16 protein-coding genes and 3 tRNA genes are annotated in these 16,804 nt (G+C 73.4%); 14 read left to right on the top strand and 5 right to left on the bottom strand.

Features of this window, described 5'->3' with window-relative positions; genetic code table 11:
• Window positions 1-127 precede the first annotated feature (127 nt).
• The 7 genes from AS857_RS18000 to AS857_RS17970 all read left to right on the top strand — a co-directional run bounded on the left by AS857_RS18000 (window position 128) and on the right by AS857_RS17970 (window position 6,407).
• Window positions 128-1,465, top strand: a complete 1,338-nt coding sequence (locus AS857_RS18000; RefSeq protein ID WP_058044339.1) for an ABC transporter substrate-binding protein — start codon at window positions 128-130, stop codon at window positions 1,463-1,465.
• Window positions 1,462-2,454: a carbohydrate ABC transporter permease gene (locus tag AS857_RS17995; protein WP_058044338.1), complete on the top strand. Its 993-nt coding sequence runs from the start codon at window positions 1,462-1,464 to the stop codon at window positions 2,452-2,454. The genes AS857_RS18000 and AS857_RS17995 overlap by 4 nt, the downstream gene beginning before the upstream one ends.
• 84 nt (window positions 2,455-2,538) lie before the next feature.
• Window positions 2,539-3,420 carry a carbohydrate ABC transporter permease gene (locus AS857_RS17990; RefSeq protein ID WP_058046877.1) on the top strand — a complete coding sequence of 294 codons (882 nt, stop codon included), beginning with the start codon at window positions 2,539-2,541 and terminating at the stop codon, window positions 3,418-3,420.
• 54 nt (window positions 3,421-3,474) lie between these two features.
• A complete protein-coding gene (locus AS857_RS17985; RefSeq protein WP_058044337.1) occupies window positions 3,475-4,866 on the top strand; it encodes a GH1 family beta-glucosidase in 1,392 nt (463 codons plus the stop codon).
• A 91-nt stretch (window positions 4,867-4,957) separates the two neighbouring features.
• A complete protein-coding gene (locus tag AS857_RS17980; protein ID WP_058046876.1) occupies window positions 4,958-5,326 on the top strand; it encodes a hypothetical protein in 369 nt (122 codons plus the stop codon).
• Window positions 5,327-5,576: 250 nt separating this feature from the next.
• On the top strand, window positions 5,577-6,230 hold the full coding sequence (locus tag AS857_RS17975; RefSeq protein ID WP_245700268.1) for a bifunctional DNA primase/polymerase: 654 nt from the start codon (window positions 5,577-5,579) through the stop codon (window positions 6,228-6,230).
• Window positions 6,231-6,333: 103 nt separating this feature from the next.
• A tRNA-Lys gene (locus tag AS857_RS17970) sits at window positions 6,334-6,407 on the top strand.
• Window positions 6,408-6,497: 90 nt separating this feature from the next.
• Here AS857_RS17970 and AS857_RS17965 read toward each other — a convergent pair.
• Window positions 6,498-7,721 (bottom strand): M6 family metalloprotease domain-containing protein, encoded by a 1,224-nt coding sequence (locus AS857_RS17965; protein WP_058044336.1) that lies wholly within the window; start codon window positions 7,719-7,721, stop codon window positions 6,498-6,500.
• Window positions 7,722-8,077: 356 nt separating this feature from the next.
• Between AS857_RS17965 and AS857_RS17960 the strand changes: the two genes are divergently transcribed.
• On the top strand, window positions 8,078-9,886 hold the full coding sequence (locus AS857_RS17960; RefSeq protein WP_058044335.1) for a putative bifunctional diguanylate cyclase/phosphodiesterase: 1,809 nt from the start codon (window positions 8,078-8,080) through the stop codon (window positions 9,884-9,886).
• 30 nt (window positions 9,887-9,916) lie between these two features.
• Here the strand turns inward: AS857_RS17960 and AS857_RS17955 are convergent, their stop codons facing one another.
• On the bottom strand, window positions 9,917-11,005 hold the full coding sequence (locus AS857_RS17955) for an LLM class flavin-dependent oxidoreductase (RefSeq protein ID WP_058044334.1): 1,089 nt from the start codon (window positions 11,003-11,005) through the stop codon (window positions 9,917-9,919).
• Between the two features lie 262 nt (window positions 11,006-11,267).
• On the opposite strand from AS857_RS17955, the gene AS857_RS17950 reads away from it, so the two are divergent.
• The 5 genes from AS857_RS17950 to AS857_RS17930 all read left to right on the top strand — a co-directional run bounded on the left by AS857_RS17950 (window position 11,268) and on the right by AS857_RS17930 (window position 14,463).
• Window positions 11,268-12,026, top strand: a complete 759-nt coding sequence (locus tag AS857_RS17950) for an IclR family transcriptional regulator (protein WP_058044333.1) — start codon at window positions 11,268-11,270, stop codon at window positions 12,024-12,026.
• 87 nt (window positions 12,027-12,113) lie between these two features.
• Window positions 12,114-12,187 (top strand) — tRNA-Lys (locus AS857_RS17945).
• 96 nt (window positions 12,188-12,283) lie between these two features.
• Complete coding sequence (locus AS857_RS17940; RefSeq protein WP_058044332.1) at window positions 12,284-12,703, top strand: hypothetical protein; 420 nt, start codon at window positions 12,284-12,286, stop codon at window positions 12,701-12,703.
• A 77-nt stretch (window positions 12,704-12,780) separates the two neighbouring features.
• Entirely contained in the window at window positions 12,781-13,617 is an 837-nt protein-coding gene (locus AS857_RS17935) for a DsbA family protein (protein ID WP_058044331.1), read from the top strand.
• Window positions 13,618-13,626: 9 nt separating this feature from the next.
• A complete protein-coding gene (locus AS857_RS17930; protein ID WP_058044330.1) occupies window positions 13,627-14,463 on the top strand; it encodes a cytochrome c biogenesis CcdA family protein in 837 nt (278 codons plus the stop codon).
• 91 nt (window positions 14,464-14,554) lie between these two features.
• Here AS857_RS17930 and AS857_RS17925 read toward each other — a convergent pair whose 3' ends face one another.
• The 3 genes from AS857_RS17925 to AS857_RS17915 all read right to left on the bottom strand — a co-directional run bounded on the left by AS857_RS17925 (window position 14,555) and on the right by AS857_RS17915 (window position 16,504).
• The gene (locus tag AS857_RS17925) at window positions 14,555-15,145 is read right to left on the bottom strand and encodes a lytic polysaccharide monooxygenase auxiliary activity family 9 protein (protein WP_058044329.1); all 591 of its coding nucleotides are present in this window, start codon (window positions 15,143-15,145) and stop codon (window positions 14,555-14,557) included.
• Between the two features lie 70 nt (window positions 15,146-15,215).
• Entirely contained in the window at window positions 15,216-15,872 is a 657-nt protein-coding gene (locus tag AS857_RS17920) for a nucleoside/nucleotide kinase family protein (protein ID WP_058044328.1), read from the bottom strand.
• 122 nt (window positions 15,873-15,994) lie between these two features.
• The gene (locus AS857_RS17915; protein WP_058044327.1) at window positions 15,995-16,504 is read right to left on the bottom strand and encodes a C40 family peptidase; all 510 of its coding nucleotides are present in this window, start codon (window positions 16,502-16,504) and stop codon (window positions 15,995-15,997) included.
• A gap of 142 nt (window positions 16,505-16,646) precedes the next feature.
• On the opposite strand from AS857_RS17915, the gene AS857_RS17910 reads away from it, so the two are divergent.
• A tRNA-Lys gene (locus AS857_RS17910) sits at window positions 16,647-16,720 on the top strand.
• Window positions 16,721-16,804: the final 84 nt, after the last annotated feature.

Genomic DNA, 16,804 nt, shown 5'->3' with positions numbered 1-16,804 from the left:
CTACGGGTGAGGAGGGAGCTGCCGGAGCGACGATCGCCTCATCCGAGGGAATGATCGGGTGCCGGAAGGGGACCCGGCACAGCTTCGCGGAGCGGGGCCGTGCCGCCGACAGCGAAGGGCGTGAGCGATGGCACCCGGCAGCGTCAGGCGCGCCCCGCGGCGCCGCGGGGCGGCCGCCGGCATTGCCGCCACCACGCTCGCCGCCCTCCTCTTCGCCGCCTGCGCCCAGGACACCGGGACCGGCGAGGACGGCGGGAGCGGCCCCGGCGGCCGGAGCACCACGGTCACCGTCGGCACCTTCGGCGTCTTCGGCTACAAGCAGGCGGGCCTCTACGCCGAGTACGAGCGGCTGCACCCCGACGTCACGATCAAAGAGAGCGTGATCGAGCGGAACGACGCCTACTACCCGCAGCTCCTCACCCACCTCGCGGCCGGCGGCGGCCTCGCCGACATCCAGGCCGTCGAGACCGGCAACATCAACGAGATCGTCACCACCCAGGCCGACCGCTTCGTCGACCTCTCCCGCGCCGAGGGCGTCCGCCGGAGCGACTGGCTGCGCTGGAAGTGGGACCAGGCCACCACCCGCACCGGCCGCACCATCGGCCTCGGCACGGACATCGGCCCCATCGCCGTCTGCTACCGCAAGGACCTCTTCGCCCGGGCCGGGCTGCCCACCGACCGCGAGAGCGTCGGCAGGCTCTGGGCGGGCGACTGGCGGAAGTACATCGAGACCGGCAAGCGGTACAAGGCGCACGCCCCCGCCGGCACGGTCTTCACCGACTCGGCCGCCGGCATCTACAACGCCTCCGTCCACGCCCACGCCGAGCGCTACTACGACCGCGGCGGCCGGCCCGTCTACCGCACCAGCCCCGCCGTCAGGGAGTCCTGGGACCTGGCCGTGCAGGCCGCCCGGGGCGGGCTGACCGCCCGGCTCAAGCAGTTCGAGAAGCCCTGGGACCAGGCCTACGCCAACGGCCGCTTCGCCTCCGTCGCCTGCCCGCCCTGGATGCTCGGCTACATCAAGGAGAAGGCGGGCGCCGCCGGCAGGAACAAGTGGGACGTGGCCCCCGCCCCCCGCCCCGCCAACTGGGGCGGCTCCTTCATCACCGTGCCCAGGGCCGCCCGGCACCGCGCCGCGGCCACCGCCCTCGCCGTCTGGCTCACCGCCCCCGAGCAGCAGGCCAAGCTCTTCGGCCGGCAGGCCAGCATCCCCTCCACCCCCGCCTCCTACGCGATGCCGCTCGTGCGGGACGCCCGCAACCCCTACTTCGGCGGCGCCCCCGTCGGCCGGATCTTCTCGGAGGCGGCCCGCGCCGTCCCGACGCTGGTCATCGGCCCGAAGGAGGCACAGATCGGCACCGCCTTCACCGACGTCGGCATCCCCCAGGTCGAGCAGCAGGGCAAGTCCCCGGAGGCCGCCTGGAAGGCGGCGCAGAAGGAGATCGAGAACGCGGTGGACGCATGACGGCCACGGCCGGGACCGTCGAGGAGGCCGGGGCCCCCGTCCCCCGCCCGCCCGGCACGCACGGCGGCGCCCGCCCGGGCCCGTGGCGCAGCCGCCTCTACCGCTGGGACGTCCGCTACAGCCCCTACGCCTTCATCGCGCCGTTCTTCCTCTTCTTCGGCGCCTTCGGCCTCTTCCCCCTCCTCTACACCGGGTGGGCCTCGCTGCACCGGGTCGAGCTGGCCGCGCCGGACCACATGGAGTGGGTGGGCCTGCACAACTACATCCGCCTGCTGGACGACGCCTTCTTCTGGAACGCCCTGCGCAACACCTTCACCATCGGCGTGATCTCCACCGTCCCGCAGCTGCTGATGGCGCTCGGCCTCGCCCACCTCCTGCACTACCGGCTGCGCGCCGCCACCTTCTGGCGGGTCGCCCTCCTCACCCCGTACGCCACCTCCGTCGCCGCCGCCACCCTCGTCTTCGTCCTCCTCTACGGACGCGACTACGGCATGGTCAACTGGGCCCTGGGCGCCCTCGGCATCGGCCCCGTCGACTGGCAGAACGGCACCTGGACCTCCCAGTTCGCGGTCTCCTCGATCGTCATCTGGCGGTGGACGGGCTACAACGCCCTGATCTACCTGGCCGCCATGCAGGCCGTGCCCGACGAGCTGTACGAGTCGGCGGCGCTGGACGGGGCCTCCCGCCGGCAGCAGTTCCGCCACATCACCGTGCCCGCCCTGCGCCCGACCATCCTGTTCACCGTCGTCGTCTCCACCATCGGCGCCACCCAGCTCTTCGGCGAGCCCCTGCTCTTCGGCGGGGCGGGCGGCCAGAAGGGCGGGGCCTCGCACCAGTTCCAGACCCTCGGCCTCTACCTCTACGAACAGGGCTGGTTCAACTTCCACCTCGGGCGCGCCTCCGCCGTCGCCTGGACGATGTTCCTGATCCTGTTGCTGATCGCCGCGGCCAACATGCTCATCGCGCGGCGGCTGCGGAAGAGCCACTGAGGAACTGCCGTGACGATCACGACGACCGGACGACCGAGGCCCGAGGGCCCCGGGCCCCAGCGGGCCCGGTCCCGCAGGGCCGCCCTGCGCAGGCCCCGCCTCCCCCGGCTGCCGCACCGGCGCGCGCCCGCCCGCACCCGCGCGGGCCGGCAGCTGCACGGCGGCCCCTTCACCTACGCGGTGCTGTCGCTCTTCACCGCCGGCTCGCTCTTCCCCCTCGTCTGGACGGCGGTCACCGCCTCCCGGGACAACGCCCGCCTGGCCAGGACGCCGCCGCCCTTCTGGTTCGGCACCCGGCTCGCCGAGAACGCCGGCACCGCCTGGACCGAGGCCAACATGGGCCTGGCCCTGCTCAACACCCTGTTCGTCGCGGGCACCGTCGCACTCGGCACGGTGGTCTTCTGCACCGTCGCCGGTTTCGCCTTCGCCAGGCTGAAGTTCCGCTTCAGCGGCGCGCTGCTGCTCCTGACGGTCGGCACGATGATGGTGCCGCCGCAGCTCAGCGTCGTCCCCCTGTTCATGGTCGTCGCCGAGCTCAAGTGGACCGACCAGCTGCAGTCGGTGGTCCTGCCCACGCTCGTCAGCGCCTTCGGGGTCTTCTTCATGCGCCAGTACCTGCTGGAGGCGCTCCCCGGCGAGCTGGTCGAGGCGGCCCGCGTCGACGGGGCCAGCAGCCTGCGCGTCATCTGGCACGTCGTCTTCCCCGTCGCCCGGCCCGCGATGGCCGTGCTGGCCATGCTCTCCTTCGTCCAGGCCTGGAACGACTTCTTCTGGCCGATCATCGCGCTGACCCAGGAGAACCCCACGGTGCAGGTGGCCCTCACCGGGCTCGGCCGCGGCTACGTCCCCGACCAGTCCGTGATCATGGCCGGCGCGCTGCTGGGCACCCTGCCGCTGCTGCTCGCCTTCACCCTCTTCGGCAGACAGATCGTCGGCGGCATCATGCGGGGCGCCGTCAAGGGCTGACCCCGCCGACCGCGCGCCGCTCCCCCTCCACGCCCCCACCTTCCGGGAGACCCGATGACCGTGAACTTCCCGCCCGGCTTCCTCTGGGGCACCGCGACCGCGGCGTACCAGATCGAGGGCGCGCCCCGCGAGGACGGCCGCACGCCCTCCATCTGGGACACCTTCTCCCACACCCCCGGCAGGACCCTCGGCGGCGACACCGGCGACACGGCCACCGACCACTACCACCGCCGCGCGGACGACGTCCGGCTGATGGCGGACCTCGGCCTCGGCGCGTACCGCTTCTCCGTCTCGTGGCCGCGCGTGCAGCCCTCCGGCCGCGGCCACGCCAACCAGGCCGGCCTGGACTTCTACCGCGCCCTCGCCGACGACCTCCTCGACCACGGCATCCGCCCCGTACTGACCCTCTACCACTGGGACCTGCCGCAGGAGCTGGAGTCGGCCGGCGGCTGGCCCGAGCGCGGCACCGCCCACCGCTTCGCGGACTACGCCCACCTCGTCGCCGAGGCCCTCGGCGACCGCGTCGAGATGTGGACGACCCTCAACGAGCCCTGGTGCAGCGCCTTCCTCGGCTACGGCTCCGGGGTGCACGCCCCCGGCCGCTCCGACGACCTCGCGGCCCTGCGCGCCGCGCACCACCTCAACCTGGCCCACGGCCTGGGCGCCCAGGCCCTGCGCGCGGCCCTGCCCTCCCACGGGCAGGTGTCGGTCACCCTCAACCCCGGCGTCGTCCGCGCCTTCACCGGCGCCCCGCAGGACGTCGACGCCCAGCGGCGCATCGACGCCCTGGCCACCCGCATCTTCACGGGCCCCATGCTGCACGGCGCCTACCCCGGGGACCTGCTCGCCGACACGGCGGCGATCACGGACTGGTCGTTCGTGCACGACGGCGACCCGGCGGTCATCAAGCACCCGCTCGACTCGCTGGGCGTCAACTACTACACGCCCACCGTGGTGGCGGCCGCCACGGGCAACGGCGACCTGCCCGGCGAGACCCCCGAGCGCTCGCCGTTCCCGGCGGCCGAGGGCGTCGCCTTCCACCGCCCGCCCGGCAAGCGCACCGCCATGGACTGGTCCGTCGACCCCACCGGCCTGTACGACCTGCTGGTCCGCTTCGCCGAGGAGGTCCCCGGTCTGCCCCTGGTGGTCACCGAGAACGGTGCGGCCTACGACGACAAGCCCGACGGCGACGGCACGGTGCACGACCCGGAGCGCATCGCCTACCTGCACGCCCACCTCGACGCCGTCCGGCGGGCGATCGCCGACGGGGCCGACGTGCGCGGCTACTTCCTCTGGTCGCTGCTCGACAACTTCGAGTGGGCCTACGGCTACAGCAAGCGCTTCGGCGCGGTCCACGTCGACTACGCCACCCAGGTCCGCACGCCCAAGTCCAGCGCCCGCTGGTACTCCCAGGTGGCCCGGACGGGCCAGCTGCCGCCGTACTGACCGGTAGCGCAGTCGGCCGCAGCCGCCCGGGGGCGCCCTTGCGTCGCGCAGGACAATGGATGGCGGTGCAGACGATCCTGGAGGTATGTACATGTCCGAGCCGCAGTCGGCTCCCGACGCGGGCCCGACCGAGCGACCGCGCCGCCTGAAGCCCGCGCAGCTGCTCTTCGAGCCCCCGGAGGCGGTCGCCGACCCCGAGCACTTCTTCGACCTGGAGTCGATCGAGGATCCCCGCGAGCTGCTCACGCGCTCCACGGAGCTCGCGCTGGCGTTCCGCGCCGCGGCCGACCGGGCGACCGAGTTCCAGGCGGTGGCGGCGGCGCAGCTCGCCGACCCCCGGCGCTTCGACCGGCTGTCCACGGCCGTGATCGCCGAGCGCGCGGAGTGGAGCGAGGACTACGCGAAGAAGATGGTCGAGTTCGGCCGGGACCTGCTGCGCGGCAGCCGGACCGGAGAGTGACCCGCGTGCCGTGACGCACGCCGCACCCCGGCCCCGCGGCACCATGCGCCCCGGACGGCTCCGGCGTATCCCGGTGCACCCCGGCGCACCCCGGCGCACCCCGGCCACCGGCGGCGACGGGAACGGCCCATGGCACCGACCATGGGCCGTTGGCATATGCGGCGCGAAAAATAGCGCACCGCACCCCGCCCTGTCCCGACTTCCGCAACTACCGGATGCCCCGGCTGCCGCACCGCCCAGCATGGGCGCCATGACCTCTCGGCAGTACGACCCGCGCGATCCGTTCTCCCCGCACCGCGGCGCTCCCGGCACCCCCTCCCGGCTGCCCCGCGCCGCCCACGTCACCCTCGCCGGGGCGGACTGGCTCGCCTCGGCCAGCCGCTTCCCCCGCAGCGTGCACGCCCTGTGGATCGACTGCCCGGCCAATCCGGTCGTGCTGCCCTGCGGCGTCGCCTTCGACGTGGTCAGCGCCCCCGACCTGTTCGGCCGCCGGGTGCTGGACCGGTTATGGGAGAAGGGGCCGGGCTCCGGGCCGGTCGCCGCCCAGCGCGGCCGGCTGCAGCTGTTCGCGGCCCCCGGCACGGCCCAGCGCCTGCCCGCGCTGCTCGGCTGGGAGGAGTGGGCCCGCGCGATGCCGCCGCTGCTGTGCCACGGCACGGGCGACACCGTGACCGTCCCGCCGCTCTACCCGTCGGGCCCGGAGGAGCCCGTGCCGCCCGTCTCGCGCTGGGTGGTCGCCCCAGAGGTGCGCCACCCGTGGCTGCCGGACGCCGAGGCGCTGCTGTGGGCCTGTGTGCGGGTGGCCCGCACGGCGGCCGGCCCGTATCCGGCCGAGCTCCCCGCCCGGGCGGGCCGGCGCACCGCCGGGCTCTCCCCCGAGGCCGCCCCCGAGCCCGCCCTGTGACCGGGGCCACCCCGCTGACCTGCACGAGAGCCCTCGCAGCCCGCTGAAACATCCGGATTTTCGTTCCACCCGATCAGGGTGCTAGAGTCTTCTCTGTCAGCAGGCGCCGCTAGCTCAGTTGGTTAGAGCAGCTGACTCTTAATCAGCGGGTCCGGGGTTCGAGTCCCTGGCGGCGCACAGACAGTCGAAGGCCCTCACCGTCAGGTGAGGGCCTTCGTCGTGTGCACGGTCCGGGTGCGCAATCCGTGTACGCGGGCGGCGTGCGCCTCACGCCCGGGTCACCCCGACGGTCCACGACCCTCCGGCCGTCCGCCCCCGTACGGTCACCCGCACCCCGTCGGTCTCCGAGGACAGGGACTCCCCCACGCCCAGCGGCGCGTCGGCCAGCGGCGGGTAGACGGACTCGCCCCAGCAGGCCTGGTGGCCCGGGTGCCCGTCGAGCACCTGGACCGGCCCGCTGCCCGAGGCGGTGTCGCTGTGCACCCGGTAGACGAGGACGCCCTCGGTGCAGGCGCCGCTGTCGTTGCCCGAGGCGGAGCGCGCCTCCACGACGAGGGCCGTGGTGGTGCCCGTACGGATCACGATCAGGCGGGTGCGGCCGTCGCCGCCGGGCTGTATCGGCGTCTCCAGCGGCTGGAGGGTGTAGAGGGCGCCGCTGGGCCCGCGGGCGCAGGCGACCTGGGCCGGTGTGAGCCAGCCGAGCTTCCACTTGTGCCAGCCGAACGGGTCGGAGGCGAGCCCGAACTGGCTGCCCATGAGGTCCCAGTCGCCGACGTGGGTGTCCCAGTCGCCCTTGCCGTCGGTGGGCCGGTGGTAGAGGTCGGGCAGGTCGAGGACGTGCCCGGTCTCGTGGGCGAGGACGTTGCGGTCGGGCGGGTGGTGCTCGAAGACGGTGACGATGCGGCGCAGCTGCGCGCCGTCGGCCTGCAGGGGCCGGTCGAGGTTGACGACCTTGGTGGCGTCGGAGTCGACGCCCGGGGCGTCGGGGTCGGCAACGAGGTAGACGAGGTCGTAGCGGCTGAAGTCCACGCCGGGATCGGCGGCGGCGACGGCGTCGCGCAGGTAGTCGGAGCGCCGGTCGCCCTCCCAGTCGCGCTGTATGCGGTACGAGGTGGCGGACCGGGGCATCCTGACCCACCGCTTCACCGGGTGGGCGCGCAGGGAGAACCTCCCGTAGGAGGCCCGCTCGAAGAAGCGGCTGGTGGCGGGGAAGTGGTCGGCCGCGAGCTTCTCGGGGGACACGGCGGGCTTGGAGTCCGGGAAGGACAGGAAGATCATGACGGCGTCGAGCCGCCCGACGGGCCGTGGATAGGCGGGGTTCCAGCTGTCGAGCCCTTCGGAGTGGTGGGCCTGGCTGCGCGGGAGCGCGCAGGGCCCGCCGGGCCCCACGGCCTGGGCGGGAACGGCGACGAGGGTGGTCGCCGCGATGGCGCACAGGACGGTGAGGACGGCCCCGACGCGGCGCAGCGGCCGCGGCCGGTCCACTCCCATGGGTGTCTGCGGACGCACCACGTCGACCTCCCGGGACGGATTCGGGACACCTCATCCACCCTCGGTGGATTTATGGTGGTATGCCCTATTCCGCTGCTCCGGTCGAGTGACTAGGCCGACTTCTGGGTACATCACACTCAGTCACTGATGGTCAATCGAGATGGTGTGGCACAACAGCCTCAGGCACGAGCGCGCACGGTCGTGCAGAAGTGGACACCCCGGGGGCCGCGGCCCGGCCTCTCGCGGAAGGGCCGCTGGAACGGTCCCCCCGCGAGCTCTATGATCGCCACATTTCCAGCACGGATACCCCGGGCGGACGGCCTCCCGCCGCCCGTTCGGACACGCGTACGAGATCCATGAGACCCATACGAAACCAGTGCGGAACGAATGCCTTGCGGGAGCGAGCGGTGAGCGGAACCCTCGATGGCCAGGGCGGCGCGCCCTGCCCAACGCCTACAGTCGTCACGCAACGTAATGAATCCAGTGATTTTCGTGCCGCGTTCAATGCCGCGCAGCTCGCCATGGCCGTGGTGGGCCGCGACGGTCTGGTGCGCACCGCCAACCACGCGCTCGGGGCGCTGCTGGGCACCGACCCGGCCCGGCTCGCCGACGCCCCGGCCGCCGAGTTCACCGGCCTGCGCGAGGACTCGCGCACCTGGAGCGCGTACCGCGAGGTGCTGCTCGGCCGCCGCGAGCGGCTGCACTGCACCCGGCGGCTGAAGCACACCGGCGGCCAGGGGGTGTGGGCCGAAGTGATCGTCACCCCGCTGCCCGACAGCTGCGACACCCTGCTGTCCGTCGCCGACATCAGCGACCGGCGCGACCTGCGCGCCCGGCTGCGGCACCTGCGGATGCACGACCCCGTCACCCGGCTGCCCAACCGCAGCCTCTTCTTCGAGCGGCTGACCGCCGCGCTGGCAACGGCCTCCGCCGCCCGGGGCGGACAGGGCCGGATCGGGGTCTGCTATCTGGACCTCGACGGCTTCAAGGCCATCAACGACACCCTCGGCCACCGGGCCGGGGACCGGCTGCTGGGGGCGGTGGCCCGGCGGCTGAGCGAGTGCGCGGCGCCCGGCGGGCACCTCGTCGCCCGGCTCGGGGGCGACGAGTTCGCGCTGCTGGTGGAGGAGTCCGAGGGCACCGAACAGCTCGTCGAGCTCGCCGCCTGCATCCAGGACGGGCTCCAGCGGCCGTTCGAGGTGGCCGGGCAGCGGCTGTCGGTCTCGGCGAGCATCGGCGTCGTGGAGCGCCCCGCGGCCGGCACCCACGCCACCGAACTGATGCAGGCCGCCGACACCACGCTGTACTGGGCGAAGGCCGACGGCAAGGCCCGCTGGACGCTCTTCGACCCCGAGCGCAACGCCCACCGGATGACCCGCCAGGCCCTGTCCAGCACGCTGCGGCCCGCGGTCGAGCGCGGCGAATTCGTCCTCCAGTACCAGCCGTTGGTGGGCCTGGGGGACGGGGTCGTCCGGGGGGTGGAGGCGCTGGTCCGCTGGCGTCACCCGCAGTTCGGGATGCTCCCGCCGAATCGGTTCATCGGCCTCGCCGAGGAGACCGGCGCGATCGTCCCCCTGGGCCGCTGGGTGCTCGCGACCGCCTGCCGCCAGGCACGGCGCTGGCAGCTCGCCCACCCCGCGGAGCCGATCGTCGTCAGCGTCAACGTCGCGGTGCGGCAGGTGTGGGACTCCGACCTGGTCTCCGACGTGGCGGCGATCCTCGCCGAGACGGGGCTGCCGGCCCGGCTGCTGCAGCTGGAGCTCACCGAGTCGGCGGTGATGGGCTCGGCCGGCCGGCCGCTGCAGCAGCTGCGCCAGCTCAGCGACATGGGCGTGGCCATCGCCATCGACGACTTCGGCACGGGCTACTCCAACCTCGCCTACCTCAGCCGGCTGCCGGTCTCCACGCTCAAGCTCGACGGCTCCTTCGTCCGGGGCTTCCGCTCCGGGGAGCCGCCGAACCCCGCGGACGAGACGATCGTCGAGGCCCTCGTCCAGCTCGCGCACCGGCTGGGGATCACCGTGACGGCGGAGTGCGTGGAGAGCGCGGAGCAGGCGGAGCGGCTGGGGCGGATCGGCTGCGACACGGGGCAGGGCTGGTTCTACTCCCGCCCCGTGCCGGCGGACTCGATCTCCTCCCTGCTGACGACGGGGGTGCGGCCGTAGCACCCCCGGTCGGGGCCGGAGCCCCGCGCGTCACATGCCGTACACGTCCGCGATCAGTTCGTAGCTGCGCAGCCGCGCCTCGGCGCCGTGCGCATTCGTAGTGATCATCAGTTCGTCGACGCCGGTCGTCTTCACCAGGTGGTTCAGCCCCTCCCTGACCGCCTCGGGCGTACCGTGCACCACATTGGCGATCCGGCTGTCGACGAACTCCCGCTCCGCCGGGCCGAAGTCGTACGACGCCGCCTCCTCCGGCGTCGGGACCAGCCCCGGCCGCCCCGTGCGCACCCGCAGCATCGACAGCGCACCGGTGAGCACCTGGCGGCGGGCCTCCCCCGCGTCCTCCGCCGCGAACGCCTGCACGCCGATCTTGGCGTACGGGCGGTCGAGGACCGAGGAGGGGCGGAAGCACTCGCGGTAGAGCTCCAGCGCGGCCACCGTGCTGCCGGAGGAGAAGTGGTGCGCGAAGGAGAAGGGCAGACCGAGGGCGCCGGCGAGCCGCGCGCTGAAGCCGGAGGAGCCGAGCAGCCAGACCGAGGGGCGGTCGGCGCGCTGCACCCCGCCGGGCACGCGGCCCTGGACCGGGCCGGGCACGGCGTGGATCCCGGCGTAGCGGTGGCCGTCGGGGAAGTCGTCGTCGAGGAAGCGGACGAGCTCGGCCAGCTGCTGCGGGAACTCGTCCGCGCCCTCGCTCAGCCGGTCGGTGCGGCGCAGCGCGGCGGCGGTGGCGCCGTCCGTCCCCGGGGCGCGCCCGAGGCCGAGGTCCACGCGCCCGGGGGCGAAGGCCTCCAGGGTGCCGAACTGCTCGGCTATCACCAGCGGCGCGTGGTTGGGGAGCATCACCCCGCCGGAGCCGAGGCGGATGCGCTCGGTGTGGGCCGCGAGGTGGGCGAGGACGACGGCCGGGGAGGAGCTCGCGATGGCGGGCATCGAGTGGTGCTCGGAGACCCAGAAGCGGTGGTAGCCGCGGCGCTCGGCCAGGCGGGCCAGCTCGACGGTGGTGGTGAGGGCCTGCCGGGCGGTCCGTCCGGCGCCGACGGTCGCCAGGTCCAGTACGGACAGGGGAACGGGGGCGCTGCCCGGGGCCTGCCCCCGGATGAAGTCGTCCTGCGCGTCGGGCACGGTGGTCCGCCTTCCTGTTCCTGATCGTCCACGGCGCGCTGTACGGCACCGCGCCGTGAGCCGGTCCGCTGCGACCGGCCGGAAGGAGCAGCCGGAGATGGTCTCCGGTTATTCCCCCGCCGCTCCCCCGCGCCTTCCGCAGGCACGTTCCGTCCGCCATGGCAGCGGCATATGCCGAGCTGCCGACACCCCCTGTTCGCGGCACCTTTGGCCGTTATCGTGGTCGGCGGGACACTCGCCGGAAAGCCCGTAGGGGGAGACCGTGGCGCTCAAGCCCGACCCGATCGCACCGTTCCACTCGGTGCAGTACGCCCTGCGGGTGCTCGAGGCGGTCGCCCGGCACTCCGGCGGGGTCACCACCACCCAGATCGCACGCGAGACCGGGCTGCCCGCCGGCCACCTCGCCCACCTCCTGCCGATGCTCCGCCGCGAGGACTACCTGCAGCGGACCGGCGACGGCGGATACGTCACGGGCGAAGCCCTCGTCCTGCTCGGCTCCGGCGGCGACCGCAGCGCCGCCATGCGCCACAAACTGCAGCAGTCGCTGGCCGAGCTCCGCGATTCCCTCGGCGCCGCCGTGTACCTGAGCCGCTACATCGACGGCGAGGTCAGGATCACGCAGGTCGCGGACGGGCCGCACACCCCGCGGGTCAACGAGTGGGTCGACTTCCGCTCCGCCGCCCACGCCAGCGCCGTCGGCAAGTGCCTGCTCACCCAGCTCGACCACGACGACCGCCGCGACCACCTCTCGCGCCACCGGGCCGCCCGGCTCACGTCCCGGACGATCACCAGCGAGAAGGTGCTCCTCAGCACCCTCGACCGGCAGCCCGCGACCGTCCCCGTCCTCGATCTCCAGGAGTACGCCGTCGGCACGGTGTGCGCGGCCGTCCCGGTCAGCGCGGGGAGCGCCGTCGGCTGCCTCGCCCTCTCGCTCCCGCTGGCCCACGCCCACCGGCTGCGGCAGGCCGCGGAGACGCTGAACCGGCGGGCCGCACCCCTGATGCTGTCGATGGCCCTCTGAGAGCCGGAGGGAGGACGGAGGGCAGGGCCCGGGGAAAGGCGGTCGAGAGCACCCCTCCGGACCAGGTATATTTATCTCTGTCAGCAGGCGCCGCTAGCTCAGTTGGTTAGAGCAGCTGACTCTTAATCAGCGGGTCCGGGGTTCGAGTCCCTGGCGGCGCACAGACAGGCGAAGGCCCTCACCATCAGGTGGGGGCCTTTGTCGTTGCCCGTAGCATGGGGGCGGTCCGTCCCGCCGCGCACAAGGAGAGGAGAGCCGTGACCAGCGTGTCCAAAGGTCATCGGTCGGCGGCCGCGGCCGCGCTCCTGCTCCTCCTCGCGGTGATCTTCGGCCCGCTCCCGGGCGGCGCGCAGCCGTACGCCGCGGTCACCTCGCCCGTACGCGCCACGGAGCCCGCACGCCAGGCGGAGTCCGTACGCCACACGGACCCGGCACCCGCCGCCGGGCAACTCGTACGGGCCGACGCCCCGGACACCGGCTCCAGCTGCCGGCAGCAGGACGTGCCGCTGAAGGACGCCGAGGCCGCCGTCGCCTCCGGGCACGCCGACCCCGTCACCGCGCCGGGCACCGCCCGCGCCCCGCTCCCCCAGGCCACCGCGCCCCGGGCGACCGCGCCGCGCGCGCCGCCCGCCCCCGCCGCAGGCTGCGCCGAGCTGCTCCCCGTCCTGCGGATCTAGATCCGGCCCTCACGGCCCCTGCCGGGCCGTGCTTCGGCATATCCGGATTCCATACGTTCCAGGGAGCTTTCTCCTTTATGTCCACCAAGTCCTCCAAGGCCGCCCCGCCCTCCAAGGCCGCCCCTTCCTCCAAGACCTCCAAGGCTTCCAGGACCGCGAAGCCTTCCCAGGCCAAGGCCCGTACCGCCTCCCTCCCCCGCCGGCTCGCGGCCCTCGGCGCGGTCCTCGCGCTCGTCGTCGCCGTCGTCGCGGTGGGCATGGCGATCGGCAAGAGCGGGAGCGGCTCCGGCACGCGCAAGCCCTCCGCGTCCGGCACGTCCTCCGCCGACCCGATGGAGGGGATGTACGCGCAGGCCGAGCGGGCCACCAGCCGCCGCCAGGACGGCGACCCCCTCGCGCTCGGCCGGAAGGACGCGCCGGTCGTGCTCGTGGAGTACGCCGACTACCAGTGCTCGTACTGTGGCAAGTTCACCCGCGACAGCCAGCCCGAGCTGGTCAGGAAGTACGTGGACGAGGGCGTGCTGCGCATCGAGTTCCGCAACTTCCCGATCTTCGGCAAGGACTCCGAGCGCGCCGCCCGCGCCTCCTGGGCAGCCGGCCAGCAGGGGAAGTTCTGGCAGTTCCACGACGAGGTCTACGCCAAGCTCCGCAAGGGCGACGCACTCGCCGAGGACAAGCTCGTCGACATGGCCGGCAAGGCCGGCGTGACCGACATCGACCGCTTCCGCTCGGACCTGAACGGGTCGGCTTCCGAAGAGGCCGTCAAGAAGGACCAGAAGGAGGGGTACAACCTCGGCGTGGCCTCCACGCCGTCCTTCCTCGTCGGCGGCCGCCCCATCGCCGGCGCCCAGCCGATGGCCGCCTTCGACGAGGCCATCGCCCAGGCGCGGGCCGCGCACGAGCGCAGGAAGTAAGGGGACGGCGTGACCGACATCGGCTACCTCGCCGCGTTCCTCGGCGGCGCCCTCGCCCTGGTCAGCCCGTGCAGCGCGCTGCTGCTGCCGGCCTTCTTCGCGTACTCCCTCGCGAGCCCGGGCCGGCTGCTGGCCCGCACCGGCGTCTTCTACGTGGGCCTCGCGACCACGCTCGTCCCGCTCGGCGTGGCCTCCACCGCCGCGAGCAGGCTGTTCAACGGCCACCGCGAGGTGCTGGTGACCGCCGGCGGCTGGATCGTGATCGCCATGGGCGTCGCCCAGATCCTGGGCCTGGGCTTCGCCTCGAAGAAGGCGCAGGCCGCCGCCGGGCGGATCACACCGCGCTCGGCGGCGTCCACGTTCCTGCTGGGCTGCGTGTACGGGCTGGCCGGATTCTGCGCGGGGCCGATCCTCGGTGCGGTCCTCACCGTGACGGCCGTCAACGGCAATCCCGTCTACGGCGGCTCCATGCTCGCCGTCTACGCCCTCGGCATGGCGCTGCCGCTGTTCGTGCTGGCGGTCTTCTGGGACCGCTTCCGGCTCGGCGGCCGGCGCTGGCTGCGCGGCCGGGAGCTGCGCCTCGGACCGCTGCGGCTGCACACCACCTCGCTGGTCTCGGGCCTGTTCTTCATCGGCATCGGGGTGCTCTTCCTCGCCTACGACGGGACGACGGGCCTGCCCGGGCTCCTGGACGCCGACCAGGAGTACCGCCTGGAGGAGCTCGCATCCCGGGTGGGCGGCGCGGTGCCGGACTACGCGCTGCTGGCGGGGGTCGCGCTGGTGGTCGCGGGGGTGCTGGCACGGATCGCGCTGCGCCCCGGGAAGGGCGACGCGGAGAGCGAGTGAGCGGCGCGGCGCGGAGCCGGGTGGCGCCTCCCCGGGGTGGGGCCGGGGAGGCGCCGGGATGCTCCGTCCGTCCGTGCGGCTGCCGGGGCCGTCAGAACCGGACGTCGGAGCAGGCGTAGAAGGCGTTGCCCGTGTCCGCGATGGTCCAGACGGCGAGGACGAGCTGCTTGCCGGTGCGGCCCGCGGGGAGGGTGCCCTGGTGGGAGACGGTGGCGTCGGGCACCCGGCCGCCGTAGGGAACGGTCAGGAAGGGCTGGGATTCGAGGTCGGCGCGGGTGAGCGGCCGGCCCGGGTCGTAGGTGGGCCTGGTGAGGTAGTAGCGGAAGTCGGTGGTGGCGTGGCGGGCCGTGAGCCGCCACCGGAACGTGAGGCTCTGGCCCGCGGTGACCTGGGTGGCCGGCCACTGGCCGCCGCGCGGATCGTCGAGCTCCGCGAAGCGGCTGTTGCCGCCGGAACATATGGTGCCGTCGGCGGGCCCGCGGGCCGGGAAGCCCTTGGAGCCCTCGACGCTCTGCGGCTCCCACTGGATCGCGCCGCAGTTCTTGACGGTGCCGTTGGCGCAGTACACCTGGCGACTGGTGGGGGAGTCGGTGTAGCCGTGACTGCTCGCGCTGCCGGTGGCGAACAGGGACACGCCTGCGATGCCGAAGCCGATGATCGCCGCACTGATCTTTTTGCGCATGCTTTCGCTCCTCGGAGAACGTGGGGGGTTCTGTGAGCCGAGTGAAATGCGGTCTAGACCAAGGCGGAGGCTAGTACCGGCCGTTTGGCATGTCTAGGCCAACGGTCGCAAGAATCCGGTCACACCGCAGACGCGAAGCCTTCACTTGTTCGCCGTTGGGACCGTCGTTGCCCTGCACCCATGCCCGTGCTGCGGCCTCGTCCCGCCCTCCGGTCATTTGCCGTTCAAGCAGGCGGTCTTGACGGACTTCGTCAGGTGTCTCGAGGTACCAGACCTCGGCGAGGTACCGGCGGGCGTCGCGCCAGCCCGGCTCGTCGCAGGCCAGGTAGTTGCCCTCCGTCACCACCAGCCGGGCGGACGGCGGGACCAGGTGCCGGGCGGCGACCGGCTCGTGCAGCGTGCGGTCGTAGTCCGGCACGTAGACGTCCCGGTCGCGCTCCTCCGTCACGCGGCGCAGCAGGTCGGCGTAGCCCCACACGTCGAAGCTCGGCGCGGAGCCCTTGCGGCCGGTCAGGCCGAGGCGCTCCAGCTGCGCGTTGGAGAGGTGGAAGCCGTCCATCGGCAGGTACGCGGCGGAGCCGGCGCCGTGCCGCCGCCGCACCTCCGCGACCAGGGCCCGGGCGAGCGTCGACTTTCCCGCGCCCGGCGGCCCGGCGATGCCGAGGAGGGACCGGCCGTCCGCGGCCGCGAGGGCCCAGGCGTCTGCCGCCCATGTGGTGATCGTCATGCGGGCACGCTAGCGCTGCGCGTCACCGCCGCCCGGGGCCCGGGGGCCCGGGCCTCGGGCCTACGGGGCGCACGGGGCCCGGGTGTGCGGGGTTCCGGCGCCCGGGCCTGCCGCCGGGAGGCTCACCGCACCCGCCCGTAGAGGGTCGGCCGGTAGCGGGAGAAGGACGAGATCCGCACCTTGGCCCCCGGGTGCGGCGCCTCGATGTAGCGCTGCCCGCCCAGGTAGACCGCCACGTGGTGGACGCCGGAGGCCCGGCCGTTGCGGGACCAGAAGACCAGGTCGCCGCGGTGCAGCGCGCGGCGGGTGATCCGTTTCGTGGCCCGGTACTGGTCGGCGGCGATGCGCGGCAGCCGTACACCCGCACGGCGGTAGGCCTGCTGGACGAGCCCGGAGCAGTCCCAGCGGCGGGGGCCCGCGCCGCCCATGGCGAAGGGGTCACCCAGATGGGCCATGGCGTAGCGGATGGCCGGTTCCAGACGGTCGTCGGCGGGCGGGGCCGCCGGAAACACCGTCCGGGGGCCGCCGCGGCCCGCCTGCGGACCGGGGGCCGCGGCCGCGGGGGCCGCACCGGGCCCGGCCAGCACCGCCGCCCATACAGCCGCCACGACCGCGCTGCGTATTCGCACCACGCCCGTCGCCTTCCTTCGGTCCGGCGCCCTGCCGGTACCCGGGCACAGCTTCTCAGCGGTCCCGGAGAACCGCATGTCGGAGCGGCCGGCCGGGTGGTCGGGAGCACCCTCCGGGATCAGGTAGAGTTTTCTCTGTCAGCAGGCGCCGCTAGCTCAGTTGGTTAGAGCAGCTGACTCTTAATCAGCGGGTCCGGGGTTCGAGTCCCTGGCGGCGCACGCGAGTCTCAAGGCTCCTCACCACCGGTGAGGAGCCTTGAGTCGTTTTCCGGTCAATGGCATGACCCATCACAACAGGTCGCA

Source organism: Streptomyces roseifaciens, assembly GCF_001445655.1.
GTDB classification, from domain to species: domain Bacteria; phylum Actinomycetota; class Actinomycetes; order Streptomycetales; family Streptomycetaceae; genus Streptomyces; species Streptomyces aureoversilis.
Note: the sequence above shows the minus strand (reverse complement) of the source record. Positions and strands in the feature narration are given on the sequence as shown.